We start from the raw sequence: 17,338 nt of genomic DNA on the forward strand, positions 1-17,338 counted from the left end.
GAATGATCGTTTGAATAATATAATTATGCATCATATGGAAACTATTGACTGGAAAAATTTAGGATTCGGCTACCGGAAAGCCGATTATAATATCCGGTGCTGGTATCGCGATGGAAAATGGGGCGAATTGGAGGTATCCGATTCGGAACAGGTAACCATGCATATGGCAGCCACCGCACTGCATTACGGCCAGGAAGCATTTGAAGGACTGAAAGCTTTTCGTGGAAAAGACAACAAAGTACGTGTTTTCCGCATGGATGAAAACGCCAAACGTCTGCGCAATTCTGCTAACGGAATTATGATGGCTCCCGTTCCGGAAGACCTTTTCATGGACGCTATCCGGAAAGCTGTTAAAATGAACGAAAAATATGTGCCTCCGTTCGAATCAGGCGCAGCACTATACATTCGTCCACTATTGGTTGGTACCGGACCTCAAATTGGCGTAAAACCTGCGGAGGAATACCTTTTCATGGTATTTGTGATGCCGGTAGGACCTTACTTTAAAGAAGGCTTTAAACCGACTGATTTGGTTATTTATCGCGAATATGATCGGGCTGCTCCTCACGGAACCGGTATTTATAAAGTGGGTGGTAACTATGCTGCTAGTCTGCAGGCCGGAACCCGTGCACACAAAGAAGGATACTCTGCCGTTCTTTATCTCGATGCCAAAGAGAAAAAATACCTGGACGAGTGTGGACCCGCCAACTTCTTCGGTATTAAAAACAATACTTACGTAACGCCGAAGTCGACTTCCATCCTGCCTTCCATTACCAACATGAGTCTTCGTCAGCTGGCAGCTGATATGGGAATGACAGTGGAGGAACGGAAGATTCCGGTAGAAGAGCTGGCCGAATTCGAGGAAGTGGGAGCCTGCGGTACCGCGGCCGTTATTTCGCCCATCAAACGGGTTTACGACGCCGATATCGACAAGGAATATACCTACGGAAAAGAGCCCGGCGTTGTCAGTCAGAAATTGTACGATAAACTTCGCGCCATTCAGTACGGAACCGAACCGGATCCTTACGGATGGACTGAAGTAATTGAATAAGAAATAAGAGTCAGCTCCAACTGGCTTTCAACCGTTTTCCCTACCGGGAAGACGGTTTTTTTATACAAAAAATCCCCGCCCAACAAAGGACAGGGATTCTTTCAGCTATTTTGAAAGTATCTTTTAAGAAAGCTCCAACATCCGCAGAATAGGCGCTTTCGCTTTTTCGATGGTTTCAGCGTCCAGGTTAATTTCCGGGCGCTCGTGTTTCAGTGCCAGGTACAATTTCTGAACCGTATTCAGCTTCATGTAGGTACAATCGTTGCAACCACAGGTCGAATCGATGGATGGCGCCGGAATAAAAACCTTATCGGGACATGCCTTCTGCATCTGATGCAAAATTCCGCTTTCAGTGGCAACAATAAACTTTTTAGCCTCGTGCTGCTGAACGTAATTGAGTAGTGCCGTTGTTGAACCTACGTATTTGGCCACCATCAGCACTGGCCTTTCGCACTCGGGATGAGCGATGAATTCCGCATCAGGATTCGCATCCATCAACTCCAAAATCCGCTCCAGCGAATACTTTTCGTGGACCATGCAGGCACCGTCCCACAACACCATGTCACGTCCGGTTTGCGAGTTGAGGTAATTGCCCAGGTTTTTGTCCGGGGCAAAAATCAGTTTCGCATCTTCCGGGAACGAATCGACAATCTTCTTCGCGTTCGAGGAAGTAACAATCACATCGGAGAGTGTTTTAATATCGGCGGTGCAGTTGATGTAGGAAATGACCTTGTGGTCGGGATGTTCGGCTTTGAATTTGGCAAAAGCTTCTTTCGGCGCCGATTCGGCCAATGAACAACCGGCTTTTAAATCCGGGATAATCACTTTCTTGTCGGGATTCAGAATTTTGGCGGTTTCGGCCATGAAATGAACTCCCAGAAAAACGATGACATCTGCATCTGTTTCCTGCGCTTTTCGAGCCAAAGCCAACGAATCACCTAAAAAATCAGAAATATCCTGCAGTTCAGGAGTGATATAGAAATGTCCCAGAATGACCGCATTTTTTTCCCGCTTCAGTCGCTGAATCTCTTCAATCAGGTTGACCTGCGGGGAAACAGGTTCGTCAATGAACCCTTTGTCCTCCAGCATTTGCCGGATTGCTATTTCTTCCATTCCTCTGCTCAATCTTTAAAGGTTATGTTTGGATGCCACAAGGCAAAATAACGGAGGCAAAGGTAAGAATTTATCGGCAAATGAAATGTGAATGCAATCTTCCCGTAATCAGTTCAGCGCAATCCAATATAAGCGCTTCAGTTTCATCCGGCCGATTTGATGAGTCGCTTTTCTTCCCAGGCATCCAGTGCTGATATGGCAATTTCCCGCCCCTTTGCCCGGATTTCAGCTGAGCGATCGAATTCCCAGGGAGTGGCCAGTTGGAAAGGTATGTTCATGACAATATCGGGCTGATAATTTTGAATCGTCAAGGCGGCAATTTCCCGCTGCATTAGTTCAAAGGTTTTCCCGATGGTTTCAAGGTAGTCAAACTTAATCCCAGGCATCTGGAAGGTAAAAAACTGTGATAGTTTTTGTTTCAGTGTTTGCGTCTCCTGCTCCTTCTGGTCTATTGCGTGCTGATTTCTTTTGCTCTTTTTCTTCTCTCTTATGACATTCTTGTCACCCGATAAATTAACCACTACCAGAATATCGCCCTCTGTTCTCTCAATATATTGAATGGGAATAGGCGAAATCAGGGCACCATCAACCAACCGCTTTTCTCCCAGCTCAACAGGCGTAAAAACATCGGGAACCGAAATAGAGGACCGTATCGCAGTAAACAGGGACCCACGGTTGAATACTTCCAGTTGATGCGAAACCAAATCCGTAGCCACAGCAGTAAACGGAACCGGCAAATCCTCGATATTCACATCGTGGGTAAACTCTTCGTGGATGGTTTTGAATATCCGGTCGCCTTTAACAAAGCCGCGGCTGCTAATGGTCAAATCCATGTAATGCCAGAGGTCGCGCATAGTCAGTGAACACATTCGTTTGGCAAAAGGCTCCAATACGCCGGCGGCATAAAAACCGCCAACCATCGCTCCCATCGATGTGCCGGCAACGGAACTGATTTCATAGCCACGAGCTTCCAGCTCCTCAATAACTCCTATATGAGCCAATCCCCGGGCACCACCGCTGCCCAAAACTAAAGCGACCTTCTGTTTCATATGCTTCATTTATATACCACTAATACAATCATTCTTGCCACAGGTTCAAACAACGTCTCTTCCTGCTAAGTAAATGTAATGATTACCAGTATTGAAAAAGAAAAAGGGCTGCCTAAAAAGACAACCCTTTTGTTTATTATCTGGTATTTCGGTAATTCTTAGAAGTTCACACGGAGTGAGAAGTTGAAGTTACGTCCGAATCCCCAGAAACCAACCATGTTATCGCGGGTGTGTTTTCCAACACCTGAACCACCATCCCATGCATCAGCAATGTACGATGTATTAAATACATTGTAGCAGTTCATATTTAAATATGAATCAAGTGTTCCGATTTTGAAAGCATATCCCACGCGCGCATCCAGCGTATTGTAGTTCGGGATTTTCCAGGGTTGCTCACGATCAGCAGCACTTGTGCGTTTTTCAGGAGAGAACTTGGAGTAGAAATCAGCATTGTACAACCAATTCAAACCAAGATCAATCTGCTTGGTCAGATTTGCTTTAGCTGCCAAACCAAATTGTGTTTGCGGAGCATCAGCTACTTTCAGACCTTTCGTATAAACGGTTGCCGAACCAATTTTCTGGCGATTGGCATCGAAAATATCAACATTTACGTCTTTAGTATAATGCCAGTCGTTAACAGACCCCTGAGCAGCCAGACGCAACCAGTGAGTCGGATTGTATTTCAACTGTGCCTCAATACCCTTGTGCAACTCGTTAAGACCCTTGAAATAAACAGTGTGCTTGGTTGATGCATCATCATAATAGGAACCCTGTGTCCACCGGTCATTCCACTGTGTGTAATAGGCATTGATTTTCGCATCGAATTTTTTCGATTTGTATCCATAACCTGCTTCAATCGACGAGATTTTCTCTGTTGTATAATCCGGATTTACGTCGTTCGAGTAGTTAATAAATACATAATCGAAGTAAGGTGCACGAGCATAATAACCAGCGTTCACAAAGAAATTCGAACGTGGAGAAACGTTCCAGTTAACACCACCTTTTGCGTCGTAACCCAGCTGGTTTTTAGTCGGGCTTTTTACGCCAGTGTAATTGGGAGCACCATTGTAGGTACCGTCATTGTATTTGTTGCTGTCGTAAGTAAAGTAATCGATACGCTTGTACCAGGTATTCGAAACGGTTGCAGCAACAAAAGCTGACCAAATATCGTTAGACCACTCCAACTGCGAGAAACCACCCAGGTAATTTACCAGACCATCATCATAATAATCGATTTTATCACCTTTTTTGGCCATGGCATTACCCGACTTGTAACCGGCATATGAATCATCGTAGTAGGTTGCACCCAACAGATCGCGTACTTCGCGGTAGTGCATACCTTTATACATACGGCCATCGATACCGGCTACCAAATTGAGGTGCTCACCCAGACGTTGGTTCAGTGATGAAAGAATACCTTCCCAGTTGTGCTGGTTCACCGAATTACGGAGAATTTGTACAGCACCCTCACCGTTTGATGCAGCATCAAGGTTGGCAGCTCTGGAGATATTAAAGTCTTCCAGCTGATAATGATCAGCTATATTCCATCCGGCAGAACCAATACCAGCTCTTGGAACATCATATTTATAATTGAAGTTTGGTACTTCCTGACCATTGTACTGGAAAGGTCCATATTTACGTCCCAACAAACCGGAACCACCACCACGGCCAACGGAAGCGTAAACTGAAGTCTTTAGTTTTGCGTTATCGCTGATATCCCAGTACCAGTTCAATGCAAACTGAGGTTTGTGGTAGTAATTTACCTTTTCGTTCATCTGCTTACCATCGAGGTAACCATAACGATAGTTGTATTTGGAACCCATAGCGTTGTGTTCTGCATCTGTCAGGGCAGAATACTCATCATTCGGACGCTGACCATGCTCCTGAGGAGCACCAATAGCAGTGAACTGAAGCAGGTTCTTGTCGTTCAACTGTTTTGAAACAGAGAGGAAGTAAGACCAGGCATTCACCCAGGTTGCATCGATATAACCAGTTCCTTCGGTACGGCTGCCAATGAATGATACGGCCCAACCATCTTTCATCAATCCGGTGGACAATCCAATCATGTATTTACGGCGACCGTAATCAGTCATTCCGTACTGAGCAAATCCACCTTTTTTCGCGTCGGTCGTTTTCGTGATGATGTTCAACGTACCTCCAACAGAGCTGATGGCCAGTTTAGATGCACCCAAACCACGCTGAACCTGCATCAAGCGGGTAGCGTCAGACAGACCAGCCCAGTTTGACCAGTAAACCCATCCGTTTTCCATATCGTTCACCGGAATACCGTTAATCAAAACAGCCACATTCCGTTGGTCGAAACCACGAACATTGATACGGGAATCACCGTAACCGCCACCTAATTTACTGGTGTATACACTCGGAGTCATTTTCATGATTTCAGGAAATTCCTGAGATCCAAGTTCCAACTGAATGGTTTTGGCATCGATGGTGGAAACAGCCACCGGAGTTTTACGGCTCACTGCAACGTTAGCCATTACGTTCACTTCCGAAAGACCTACCGCGTCATTCTTCAGCGAAACTTTCTTCATATCGACCATGGCACCGTTTTTTACCGTTACGGTTTGCTTTTTCTGCTCATAGCCAATATAAGAGAATACAACGGTTTGCTCTCCGGCAGGGACCTGCAACTTGTAGCTTCCATTGAAATCGGTTGCCGTTCCAATGGTTGTGCCACGAACTGTAACCGCGGCACCAATCAGGCTCTCGCCTGTTTCTGCGTCAACTACCTTTCCGGTAATTGTTCCCTGTCCAAAAGCGGTGAATGAGTAAAGCCCCATTATCATTCCGAGAAGGACAGCAAAGACTGACTTTTTCATAAAATATTGATTAGTAAAATTCCAGTTAAACTATGTAATGATGCTACTATTAATAGAAATCAAATCGATGTTTCACAATCTGCTTTTTAACGCGCTGTAAAATTATGTTCTTACCAAACGGCGAACTGCAAGCAGCCATTAACGATTTGTTAAGTGAATGATAATCAAAAATTACAAACATGTTACAGAGCTAAATCAATACGGATACACATCCCTAAAAATCAGGGCACTAAAATTTTGTTTGAATATATTGTCTTCAAAATCTTTTCATCACTATTGTGAAAACTCATAAAACTGCACGGATTTAAAAAACTGATATAAACAATGGGTCTTTGAAATTGGGCAAGCATGATTTGCCCCGACTGGATGGAAAAGTAAAAATCTCATATAAGGAAATCTGGAAATTTTCATGTGATACGTTACCAGAAAAAATAAGATTCGGAAAATCCGATAACTCAGATCTTCAACTTTTATTGTCGGCGAATTTAATCTTGTTTAACAAATCCACAAAGTCCATTTTCGAATCTTAACAATGAATTCATTTTCAACATTAAGTTAATTATGAGCGCTTAAACAAACTTATTAAGAATTAGACTAAATTATCCTCCTGGTAATCAAGACTGTATTTTTATAAATAAACATTTTTTAACATTTACAACACATAAGACCAACAGATCAACCTCATCTTTGTTATGTTCGTTTTTTGAATAAGATATTATGCAACATAATTGCTAAACTAATTGAGGAAAGTTCAATATCTTAGGCCGACCTATGAGACCATCTAGAACTTACAAACCTGCAATATACGTAGCTAAACCGCCTATTTCAGGCGGATCAATTCTACACGAGCTTTTTCGTTTCCCATTTTCCAATGTTGCTTTTTACCTACCCATTACCTGCACTTTTTACTATTCCATTCAAATAATTATTGTTCAACAAGTTAATTTGTAATCTAACCTAGAAAGTATGAAAGCAAGATTTATTAGGGTTTTCCTTTTAGCTTTTCTATCGCTATTCTCTGTTACGGCCTTTGGACAAGGTACCGTAACCGGAGTATTAGTCGATTCATCAACAGGTGAAAACCTGGTAGGTGCTGCCGCAGTTGTGAAAGGCACCTCAATTGGTACAGCCTCTCTTTTCGATGGAACCTTTACACTTAAAGTTCCAGCAGGCAAACAGACGCTGTTATTTTCCTACATCGGTTACATCCCTTCCGAGAAAGAGATAACCGTAAAAGATGGCCAAACGCTTGATCTGGGTAACGTACCGCTGAAATCCAATACAGTAGGTCTCGATGAAGTATTGGTTGTCAGCTCTTTTGCCCGCGACCGTCAAACACCGGTCGCTCTTTCCACCATTCAACCTCAGCTTATTCAGGAAAAACTGGGTAACCAGGAATTCCCGGAAATTTTAAAATCCACCCCATCGGTGTATGCTACCAAGCAAGGTGGAGGTTATGGTGATTCCCGTATTAACCTTCGTGGATTTGATTCCAATAACATCGGGGTACTGATTAATGGTGTTCCGGTAAACGGTATGGAAAATGGTAAAGTATACTGGTCAAACTGGGCCGGCCTATCCGATGTAACGCAAACGATGCAGGTACAGCGTGGTTTGGGTGCTTCCAAACTGGCTCTCTCTTCGGTGGGAGGTACCATTAACATCATTACCCGTAGTACCGATGCAGAAAAAGGAGGATCGGCATATGCTGGAATTGGAAACGATGGTATGCACAAATACATGTTTACAGCGTCAACCGGTTTGTTGGAAAATGGTTGGGCAGTAACGTTATCAGGAGCTCACAGCTATGGTAACGGTTATATCCGGGGAACCAATTACGACGGATACTCCTATTTCCTGAACGTTTCCAAACAAATCAACGACGCCAACCGCCTCTCTTTTACCATCTTTGGTGCACCTCAGTGGCATAATCAAAGATATAATAAACACAAAATTGCTACCTACCGTGGAGAAAATCCTGAAATCCCCTACCAGGTGCAAGATGGCTACAAGTACAATAGTGACTTTGGCTACCGCAATGGCAAGGTATATGGAGGTGGTTATGGATACAACGTTTATCATAAACCGCAAGCCTCGTTGAACTGGTACTGGAAATTGAACGAGGAAACCCTCCTGTCTACAGCTGTTTACGCATCCATCTCTTCAGGAGGAGGCCGTCGAGTGGACGGTACTGGCAGTAATATGCTGAACTGGGACTACCGCAACGACCGTCCCTATAGTACAACTAAACTTACACCGGAAGGTTATTATGACTATAATGCCGTAATGGATGTCAACAAGGCTTCACTCAATGGATCGGAAGCCATCATCGGTATGAGCGTGAACTCTCACCAATGGTACGGTATACTGTCTACTTTGAATACCAAAGTGAATAACATCAACATCACGGCAGGTCTGGATGGACGTTACTACATCGGTAACCATGCCAAACAAGTTGATGATCTCTTGGGTGGTGCATTCTTTATCGATAACGCTAACATCAATCGTCCTGCCAATTCTCCACTGAGAAAAGGTGATTATTACTCCTATCACAACGACGGGATCGTTCGCTGGATTGGTCTTTTCTCTCAGGCAGAATACGTAGTCAATAACTTCTCTGCCTTCCTTTCCGCTTCTATCTCATCTCAGTCATATAACCGGAAAGACTACTTCCAGTATACTCCTGGTAACCAGATGTCAGGATGGGTGAACTACATGCCCTGGAGTGTAAAAGGTGGTGCCAACTACAACATCAACAAGCATCACAATGTGTATGTAAACGGAGGTTATTTTACCCGCTCACCTTACTTCAACATTGTCTTTCCTAACTATACGAACGATATCAACAATGACGCGAAATACGAACGTATTCTCTCTACAGAAGTTGGTTATGGATATACCAGCAGCAAGCTGAACGTGAAACTGGGAGTTTATCGCACCAACTGGATGGACAAAGGCTTGCGTGTATCGCTCGGACAGGTCAGTTCGAACATTAGTGGTTTGAACGCGCTGCACCAGGGAATTGAATTGGAAGGTAACTATAAGCCGATTCCGAAACTGAGTCTTCGTGGTATGGTTTCCATTGGTGACTGGAAATGGCAAAACGACGTTTCCTTCGACGTATACGATGACAACAATGTTTACCAGGGAACATACAATGCCTATTTGAGCGGTATCCACGTTGGAAACTCAGCTCAGACTACTGCGGCCTTTGGCGCTGAAATGGAAGTATTAACCGATCTGAAGATTGGTCTCGACTGGAACTACTACGGACGCAATTACGCCGACTTCGACCCGTCGAACCGTACCGACGCAGCGGATCGCTCGGATGCATGGAAAATGCCCGACGCAGCACTCTTCGATTTGAACATTAACTACGGTTTCAAAATCGGTCCTTTCGATGCATCGCTCTATGGCAACGTGAACAATTTGCTTGGCAATGTTTACATCACCGATGCGACGGATGGTAAAGAACATAATGCTACTAGTGCGCTGGTATGGTACGGTTTTGGCCGGACCTGGTCTACCGGTTTAAAAGTCAGGTTCTAATCCATGCATAGAATGATTTAACCGTGAAAAATCTGATAAGAATGAATAAGTTATATAAATTTCTGATCGTCATCGCCGTTGCTCTGGCAGGCTGTAATCCGATGGAGGATATTAATAACCAGATAGATCAGCAGAAAGAAGCTCCTACGGCAGAATTTGAATACACACTCTCTGATGCGGATTATTCAACGATCTCATCTGAAGCTCTCGCAATTGCTGCCAGCAAAGAAGATTCAACAACGGCTTCATACATCAAATCGAGCCTGTCTCTTCCCGAAGGTTTTGCAGCGGATTATGTACCGGCTGTTTTGAAAAGTATGTATCCGGCACTGGGTAAAAACTCAGTAGCCAAGGTAACCTACAACTATAATAATGGCCCTAAAACCTACCTGACTGAGTATACCGATGCAGGTGAGTACTACATCAGTTCTTCTGATTACGAATCAATTGGTGGTGCTGTAAAAGTGTACAAATATTTCTCACCATCTAACCCACCGGAAACTTATCTGCCCGATTTGCTAGCGAATAAATATCCGGATGCAGCCGACAGTACGCTTAAAATGGTAACGTACAAGTATGCAACTACCGACCCGGCAGGTGGTGAAGTAGGTATTTATACCGAAGAATTTACGACCCTGAATAATGTCAGTACGTTCGATGTTGTTGGCGACCAAAGCTGGTATGCTTCTTCTTATAAACAGGATGACTTTGCTAAAATTTCGGGTTATGTTTCCAAGGACACTGCTTCATATGACAACGAAGATTGGTTGGTATCAGCTGCTATCGATTTGAATGGATTTACTTCTCCCGTTATGCAGATTAGCCAGGCCATCAATTTTCTGAATGACCAATGGGATCAAATTAATATATTAATCTCAACTGATTTTGATGGAACAGATGTCAGCACAGCTACTTGGACTCCAGTCAATATTACTACTCTTCCAACAGGAAGTAGCTGGAGTTTTGTCACTTCTGAGCGCATCGATCTTTCGGCATATGAAGGACAAACCGTTTATGTTGCATTTAAGTACATTTCATCGACAACTAATGCCGCCACCTGGGAAATAAACTGGTTGAAAGTTTATGGAACCATCGAAGGAAGCGGAAGTGGTACAGCTGATCCGGAAGTTATCACCAAAAGCGATTTCTATCGTCTGGATGGAACAACCTGGAAGATGGAATCAGATGGTGTTTATGCGCTTAGCTCTCAAGATTATGACTCGATGGGCTCACCAGGTAAATACAATAACTTCAGTAGTTCAGATAATCCCGATGACTATCTGCCGCAATTCCTGTCGATGAAATATCCGTATGCGCAGGAAGGTGATAAACTGGCCGTTGTATACAAGTACTACTCTGGTGGCACCTCGACCCGCGCTGATGAATACAGTTTCAGCATGAACGAATGGACCAAGTATGATCCGGTTGAAGTTAAAACTGACCAGTTCATCAACGTTGGTTCCAAGTGGATTTTCGACCCAACGGTTAAATTCACGATGGCCTCAGCTGATTATCAATTAATCGTTGATGCAGTAAAAGCCAATCCAGATACCAAAAATCTTGTCGACAGTTACGGAACAGGCGAGTTCTATTATGGAGCAAACTCTCATTACAACAACTTCGATATTCGTCTTGTGAAACGCACAACAGGTGATTTTGCCCAGGCAGAATACAGCGATCTCACAGAAGAAGAAGCCAATGCTTTGATCATGGATCGAATGGCTGAAGGAGTGGGTGTCATGCTAAAAGCTAAATTCCCCAACGCAGTTGCTCAGGTGAGTGGTGTCGACGTAATGTACGAAGTAACCGTCAGCACATACGAAAATGACGGAAGTTACGGTACTTACGTGGTTACCCTCCAGTGTACCAAGTCAGGACCTGACCCAAGTTTCGAGCTGGTAGAAGGACCAACCAAGCAATAATAGACACATTTTTTATCTTTTTGATTAGGGGGCATTTGCCCCCTTTTTTTATACTCATAACACCAAAACGGTTTAAGCCAATGTTATCGTTTGGTTTAATCTTTCAACCCCAAGAGACTACACGGATATAATTCATATATTTGCCGACTAAATTTTTGAAGATGCAGAACATTCGCAATATTGCTATTATTGCTCACGTCGACCACGGAAAAACTACGCTGGTGGACAAGATGATCCTTCACTCGAACCTCTTCCGTGACAACCAGAAGCCGGGTGAATTGATACTCGATAGTAACGATCTGGAGAGGGAGCGCGGGATTACCATCCTTTCTAAAAACGTGTCCGTAGTTTACAAGGATACTAAAATTAACATCATCGATACCCCTGGTCACTCTGACTTTGGAGGGGAAGTGGAGCGTGTGCTGAATATGGCCGATGGTGTATTGCTGCTGGTTGACGCTTTTGAAGGAACCATGCCGCAAACTCGTTTCGTATTACAAAAAGCAATCCAGCTGGGGCTGAAACCCATCGTGGTGATTAACAAGGTTGATAAGCCAAACTGCCGTCCGGAAGAAGTTCAGGAAGAAGTTTTTGACCTGATGTTCTCGCTTGACGCCACCGAAAAGCAGCTGGACTTCCCAACCATATACGGATCAGCCAAACAGGGCTGGATGAGTGCCGACTGGAAAGAGAAAACTGACAATATTATACCGTTGCTTGATGCGATTGTTGAACACATTCCTGCTCCCATCGAAAATAAAGGAACACCGCAAATGCTCATCACCTCGCTCGACTATTCAAAATATGTCGGACGAATTGCTATTGGCCGGGTCAACCGCGGAGAGCTGAAAGAAGGTATGAACGTTTCGATGGTAAAACGTGATGGTAAAGTCATCCGGACCAAAGTCAAAGAATTGCAAACGTTCACCGGCCTCGGTCGCGAGAAAGTTAATTCTGTTCAAAACGGTGACATCTGTGCGCTTGTCGGAATTGATGGTTTCGATATTGGCGATACGGTTTGCGATTTCGAAAATCCGGAACCACTCGACCCAATTGCTGTCGACGAACCAACCATGAGTATGTTATTTACCATTAACAACTCACCATTCTTTGGTAAAGAAGGAAAATTTGTGACCAGTCGCCACATTCACGACCGGTTGATGCAGGAGCTGGAAAAAAACCTGGCACTTCGGGTTGAAACCACCGAGTCAGCCGATGCATGGAATGTACACGGACGCGGTGTATTGCACTTGTCGGTATTAATCGAAACCATGCGTCGCGAAGGTTACGAAATGCAGGTTGGCCAGCCACAGGTTCTCTTCCGCGAAATTGGAGGAGAGAGACATGAGCCGATTGAGTTGCTGCACATCGACCTTCCGGAAGAGATGAGTGGAACAGCTGTCGACATGGTCACCCGGCGAAAAGGCGAAATGCTGAATATGGAGCGGAAAGGCGAACGAATTCACCTCGAATTCGAAGTTCCTTCACGCGGTATTATCGGCCTTCGTACCAATATGTTGACCGCAACGCAAGGTGAAGCAGTAATTTCGCACCGGTTCCACAAATATGATTTGCATAAGGGACCGATTGAAACACGCCTCAATGGTTCATTGATTGCCATGGAAACCGGAACCGCTTTCGCTTACGCGTTGAACAAACTGCAGGATCGTGGTCGTTTCTTTATCGACCCACAGGAAGACATTTATGCCGGTCAGGTAGTAGGTGAAAATAGTCGTGAAGGTGATATCGTTCTCAATGTCACCAAATCGAAGAAGCTGACCAACATGCGAGCTTCCGGTTCCGACGATAAAGTACGTTTGGCTCCTCCTATCCGGTTCAGCCTGGAAGAGGCACTGGAGTACATTCAGCGGGATGAATATGTGGAAGTAACGCCCAAATCCATCCGCCTGCGTAAAATCTTACTTGACGAAAATCAGCGCAAACGCGCTTCGAAGAATTAATATATCCAACCATTTGGGTTAAACCACTCCAGCTTTTAGGAGTGGTTTTTTTATGTCATCACTTTTCCAAAAAGGTGATTTTTCCCTCAATAATATCAACGTGAGAAACCCAGCCCTGTCAACTTTTTGGCCACCCGACAGACCAATTGTCTATCCATACATTTCAAGGCTTACAGACTACTTTGTATAAAATTTTTACGATTTGACAATTAGATTTTACTTTCTGGACAGTCCGTATTGTGCATTTACTATTTCTTAGCGTCACATAAAATGTGTTTAAAGAAACAGTAAGCCCAATTAAATAACCAATCTTGAAACCCCAAAGGCTGCCTCCGGACTATTTTTCGGCAGGCAGTCTTTCTTTTTTCCTTCCGGAAGAAGACATAATTATTGAAATGAGCTGAAAAATTTCAGCTTATCTCAAAGAAAATCATTAAAAATATTCTTTCCCAAAAACACTGCGAATTCCTTTTACACAAAGGTTTTCAGTATGATAATCACTCCTTCAGTCTGAAAAAAAATAAACTTTTCTTGAAAAATATACTACTTTGTATTGCATGGTACTGTTTTTTGTACATATATTTGCATTACATACTTCAATGCCTTAAAAGGTATTTTTGAAATGTAAACCGAAAAGTAGTCATGAAACGAATAGGAAATCACATCAAAGTAACCCTGGCACTGACAACCCTGTTGGTTTTAAGTTCCTGTACGAGGACAGTCAGCTTTTACCCAGCTTCCCTGCTGGTTGGAGAAGGTTCAAAGAGCACGGTGATTTCCACGGTTCTTTTAAAACTTCCCGGAAAATTGATCGATGCAGCAGCTACCGAAATGGAAACTCATTTTCAAAAGGATAAGCAGAAGCACAAAAAGAAAACAAAACAAAATGCTTCCGACAAGGTGCTGAGTCTTCCTATACATACACGGATTGCCAACCCCATTCCGTTAAAGAAAGACAACAAAACACTGAAAGCAACAAAAGCATCAAATAACAATAGCCATACAAGTACTAGTGGGACTACTAAGCTGGAGAATGATAACAAATCGAACCCGGATACTAAAAACCAGGATACCCCGATTTGTTGCCGGCTGATGTAAGTATAAAGAAAGGGATCACAATAATGAAACTGGAAAATACAAAAGCTCAAATGCGTAAAGGAGTTCTGGAGTACTGCATACTCCTGATACTCTCCAAGCGCCCATCCTATGCCTCCGACATCATCGGTGAGATGAAGTCGGCACGCATGATTGTGGTGGAAGGCACGCTTTACCCGCTGCTCACCCGGTTAAAAAATGCCGGTCTGCTCGGATATCGCTGGGAGGAGTCATCACAGGGACCTCCCCGTAAATACTACGAATTAACCGAAAACGGCAGCCAATTTCTTTCCGAACTGGAAGGCTCGTGGCAGGAACTGGTCGGGGCTGTCGCTGAAATCAAAAACAGTTAACTGCATTCGCCCGAATCACAAAAATATTGGACATGAAAAGAACACTAACCATTAATATCAGCGGAACCGTTTTTCACATCGACGAAGATGCTTACGAAAAGTTGCAGGCTTATCTTCTCGACATTAACCGATACTTCGGTTCCGATCCGGAAGGAAGAGAAATCATTATGGACATTGAGGCCCGTATTGCAGAGCTCTTCCAGGAAAAAACAAAATCCGACGGCAACGTGGTCACCATACAGCATGTGGAAGAAGTGATTGAGGTAATGGGACAACCTTCTGATTTCGCCGCCGAAGAAGAGGAAGAAGAACCTGCTTCCCATCATAAAAAGCGCACTTTTCGAACCGGTAAACGACTCTACCGCGATCCGGAACACACGGTGCTCGGAGGTGTCTGTGGCGGATTGGGAGCCTACTTTAACCTGGATCCTGTCATTTTCCGTTTAGCTTTCGTTTTACTGTTCCTCGTTTCACACGGAATCATCGTGTTGCTTTACCTGATTTTCTGGATTGTCGTCCCGAAAGCTTCCAGCACGTCACAACGACTGGAAATGAGAGGTGAAGATGTCAACATCGACAATATAAAGAAGACCATTAAAGATGAATTTCAGGACGTAAAAAAAAATTATCAAAAGTTCCGAAATTCCCCTTCGTACGAGCGGGGACGGGAAAAAGTAAATGAAGCTGGTAGTGTGTTGGGTTCCGTTCTCCGCGTGATACTGAAAGTTTTGCTAATCATTATTGGAGTCGGACTGATTGTCGGTGGATTGCTCACCATCATCGGTTTGGTCGGATCGTTATTCGTATCGAATGCCTTTCTGGGAATTGTTCCCTGGGGCAGCCATATGATTCCACAATTCTTCCATTTTTATGTAGGAACTGACACCTTAAACTGGTTAATGATTTCGGTTGCTGCATTGGTCGGAATTCCGTTGCTGGCGTTGATTTACCTGGGAACCAAACTGGTCTTCCGGTACAAATCGAATAATGCAGCGGTTGGCCTCAGTGCTTTTGCTCTATGGATTATTGCCCTGATGATTTTACTCGGAACCGGCATCAGCAAAGTCAACTATTTCAAACGTCAGGGAACGTTTACGCAACGGCGTGAAATCACGACCAAAGCCGATACACTTTACCTGAAGCTGGCTCCGGATCAGTACCGCGATTATATCAACGATGACATCCAACTGGATGACATGCGCATAGCCACACTCAACGGACGCGATGTACTGGTTGGCCATCCTTCTTTTGATATCGAATCAACTTCGGGAAGCGAACCGGAACTAATCATCCGGTCAAAAGCGCGTGGGAAAACAATCGACATGGCGCAGGACAACGCGGAAAGTGCTAATTACAAGATTATCGTCAGAGACTCACTGGTCAACTTCTCTCCGTGGTTCGAAATTGCGGAAGGAAAACAATGGCGCGACCAGGAAGTGCATGTCATTCTGCGTCTTCCGGTAGGAAAAACCGTTTACCTCGGTGATAGAATGATCAAGATTATTAACGACATCGAAAATACGACAAATACCTGGGATGGCGACATGGTCGGAAAATTCTGGACAATGACTCCCCAGGGACTCTCACTGGCAAAATAATCCGTTTGCCGGACAACAGAATTCATCCATAAAAACAAAACCGAGATGAGTTTGATTTATAAAATCGGAATCATGATTGCGCTGTTGTTAACCTCGCTGGTTTCCAACGGGCAAAGTAAATCGTACCGGATTTACAACGAATTTGATCATCAGGACGGCTTCTCCTGGTTTTCCGTATCGAAAAGCATGCTCGATGTGGTGGACCTGACACTAGACGATGAGAACAAAAAAGTGACCGGCGATTTGAAAGAAATCCGGGTGATGGTTTTCAATCCGAAAAAGGCGGAACTGCACAAAAACTTTTACCGGATGATGAACCATAAGCTTTCGCGAATGCACTATAAAAAGGCGGAACCTGAAGACAGCGATCCGTCCGATAATGTTACTTTTTGGATCAAAGGCAACAAGCGAAAAGTGCGCGAATGTCACATTGTTATCGGGAACGATAATCCGAATGGATTGAACTGCCTCATCTCTTTTTATGGTGACATGGATGTCCGTAACCTCGATGAGTTGAAATCGATCGGCGAAAGCCAGATAGACCTTTAATCGACAAAATTTTAGTTAGCTATGCAGAAAAGATTAACCCGGTCGTATCACAAAAGCTTACTTGGTGTATGCGGCGGCATTTCCGAATATTTGAATCCACAAATGGACCCGGTATTTGTGCGAATAGCCTGGGTCGTATTATCATTTATAAATCCGCTGATGGTAGTGCTCTATTTCGTACTGGCCATCATTATGCCCGAACCTGACTATCGTTATCATAGCGGGTACTAGTCCGGCTTTCGGGCAAACCTTTGAAGAGGC

At 44.0% G+C, this 17,338-nt stretch carries 12 protein-coding genes; 9 read left to right on the plus strand and 3 right to left on the minus strand.

From position 1 onward, the window contains the following. Positions 1–25: 25 nt before the first annotated feature. Positions 26–1,048 carry a branched-chain amino acid aminotransferase gene (locus T426_RS0100305; RefSeq protein WP_262502772.1) on the plus strand — a complete coding sequence of 341 codons (1,023 nt, stop codon included), beginning with the start codon at positions 26–28 and terminating at the stop codon, positions 1,046–1,048. A gap of 123 nt (positions 1,049–1,171) precedes the next feature. On the opposite strand, the gene nadA is transcribed toward T426_RS0100305, so the two are convergent. The 3 genes from nadA to T426_RS0100325 all read right to left on the minus strand — a co-directional run bounded on the left by nadA (position 1,172) and on the right by T426_RS0100325 (position 6,050). Continuing rightward, on the minus strand, positions 1,172–2,161 hold the full coding sequence (gene nadA / locus T426_RS0100310) for a quinolinate synthase NadA (RefSeq protein WP_027585129.1): 990 nt from the start codon (positions 2,159–2,161) through the stop codon (positions 1,172–1,174). Between the two features lie 143 nt (positions 2,162–2,304). Next, the gene (locus tag T426_RS0100315; protein WP_025862536.1) at positions 2,305–3,210 is read right to left on the minus strand and encodes a patatin-like phospholipase family protein; all 906 of its coding nucleotides are present in this window, start codon (positions 3,208–3,210) and stop codon (positions 2,305–2,307) included. A gap of 158 nt (positions 3,211–3,368) precedes the next feature. Continuing rightward, positions 3,369–6,050 carry a TonB-dependent receptor gene (locus T426_RS0100325; protein WP_025862537.1) on the minus strand — a complete coding sequence of 894 codons (2,682 nt, stop codon included), beginning with the start codon at positions 6,048–6,050 and terminating at the stop codon, positions 3,369–3,371. 966 nt (positions 6,051–7,016) lie between these two features. Between T426_RS0100325 and T426_RS0100330 the strand changes: the two genes are divergently transcribed. From T426_RS0100330 to T426_RS0100365, 8 genes are all read left to right on the plus strand, one after another. Continuing rightward, positions 7,017–9,599, plus strand: coding sequence for a TonB-dependent receptor (locus T426_RS0100330; protein ID WP_025862538.1), 2,583 nt, complete (start codon positions 7,017–7,019; stop codon positions 9,597–9,599). A gap of 41 nt (positions 9,600–9,640) precedes the next feature. Next, complete coding sequence (locus T426_RS0100335; protein ID WP_025862539.1) at positions 9,641–11,521, plus strand: choice-of-anchor J domain-containing protein; 1,881 nt, start codon at positions 9,641–9,643, stop codon at positions 11,519–11,521. Positions 11,522–11,682: 161 nt separating this feature from the next. Continuing rightward, on the plus strand, positions 11,683–13,482 hold the full coding sequence (gene typA / locus T426_RS0100340; RefSeq protein WP_025862540.1) for a translational GTPase TypA: 1,800 nt from the start codon (positions 11,683–11,685) through the stop codon (positions 13,480–13,482). A gap of 642 nt (positions 13,483–14,124) precedes the next feature. Further along, complete coding sequence (locus T426_RS0100345) at positions 14,125–14,580, plus strand: hypothetical protein (RefSeq protein WP_025862541.1); 456 nt, start codon at positions 14,125–14,127, stop codon at positions 14,578–14,580. A 23-nt stretch (positions 14,581–14,603) separates the two neighbouring features. Then, the gene (locus T426_RS0100350) at positions 14,604–14,930 is read left to right on the plus strand and encodes a PadR family transcriptional regulator (protein WP_025862542.1); all 327 of its coding nucleotides are present in this window, start codon (positions 14,604–14,606) and stop codon (positions 14,928–14,930) included. A gap of 32 nt (positions 14,931–14,962) precedes the next feature. Continuing rightward, positions 14,963–16,528 carry a PspC domain-containing protein gene (locus T426_RS0100355; RefSeq protein WP_025862543.1) on the plus strand — a complete coding sequence of 522 codons (1,566 nt, stop codon included), beginning with the start codon at positions 14,963–14,965 and terminating at the stop codon, positions 16,526–16,528. A gap of 45 nt (positions 16,529–16,573) precedes the next feature. Further along, entirely contained in the window at positions 16,574–17,077 is a 504-nt protein-coding gene (locus T426_RS0100360; protein ID WP_025862544.1) for a DUF4252 domain-containing protein, read from the plus strand. A gap of 21 nt (positions 17,078–17,098) precedes the next feature. After that, positions 17,099–17,308, plus strand: coding sequence for a PspC domain-containing protein (locus tag T426_RS0100365; protein WP_025862545.1), 210 nt, complete (start codon positions 17,099–17,101; stop codon positions 17,306–17,308). Positions 17,309–17,338 lie beyond the last annotated feature (30 nt).

Origin of the sequence: Prolixibacter bellariivorans ATCC BAA-1284 (genome assembly GCF_000621705.1) — a bacterium.
In the GTDB taxonomy this organism is placed as follows: Bacteria; Bacteroidota; Bacteroidia; order Bacteroidales; family Prolixibacteraceae; genus Prolixibacter; species Prolixibacter bellariivorans.

Bases quoted from the DNA above. Each gene is read 5' to 3' on its own strand.
- nadA (WP_027585129.1), bottom strand. From the start codon at position 2,161: ATGGAAGAAATAGCAATCCGGCAAATGCTGGAGGACAAAGGGTTCATT.
- T426_RS0100330 (WP_025862538.1), top strand. From the start codon at position 7,017: ATGAAAGCAAGATTTATTAGGGTTTTCCTTTTAGCTTTTCTATCGCTA.
- T426_RS0100355 (WP_025862543.1), top strand. From the start codon at position 14,963: ATGAAAAGAACACTAACCATTAATATCAGCGGAACCGTTTTTCACATC.
- T426_RS0100335 (WP_025862539.1), top strand. From the start codon at position 9,641: ATGAATAAGTTATATAAATTTCTGATCGTCATCGCCGTTGCTCTGGCA.
- T426_RS0100365 (WP_025862545.1), top strand. From the start codon at position 17,099: ATGCAGAAAAGATTAACCCGGTCGTATCACAAAAGCTTACTTGGTGTA.
- T426_RS0100325 (WP_025862537.1), bottom strand. From the start codon at position 6,050: ATGAAAAAGTCAGTCTTTGCTGTCCTTCTCGGAATGATAATGGGGCTT.
- T426_RS0100345 (WP_025862541.1), top strand. From the start codon at position 14,125: ATGAAACGAATAGGAAATCACATCAAAGTAACCCTGGCACTGACAACC.
- typA (WP_025862540.1), top strand. From the start codon at position 11,683: ATGCAGAACATTCGCAATATTGCTATTATTGCTCACGTCGACCACGGA.
- T426_RS0100350 (WP_025862542.1), top strand. From the start codon at position 14,604: ATGAAACTGGAAAATACAAAAGCTCAAATGCGTAAAGGAGTTCTGGAG.
- T426_RS0100360 (WP_025862544.1), top strand. From the start codon at position 16,574: ATGAGTTTGATTTATAAAATCGGAATCATGATTGCGCTGTTGTTAACC.
- T426_RS0100315 (WP_025862536.1), bottom strand. From the start codon at position 3,210: ATGAAACAGAAGGTCGCTTTAGTTTTGGGCAGCGGTGGTGCCCGGGGA.
- T426_RS0100305 (WP_262502772.1), top strand. From the start codon at position 26: ATGCATCATATGGAAACTATTGACTGGAAAAATTTAGGATTCGGCTAC.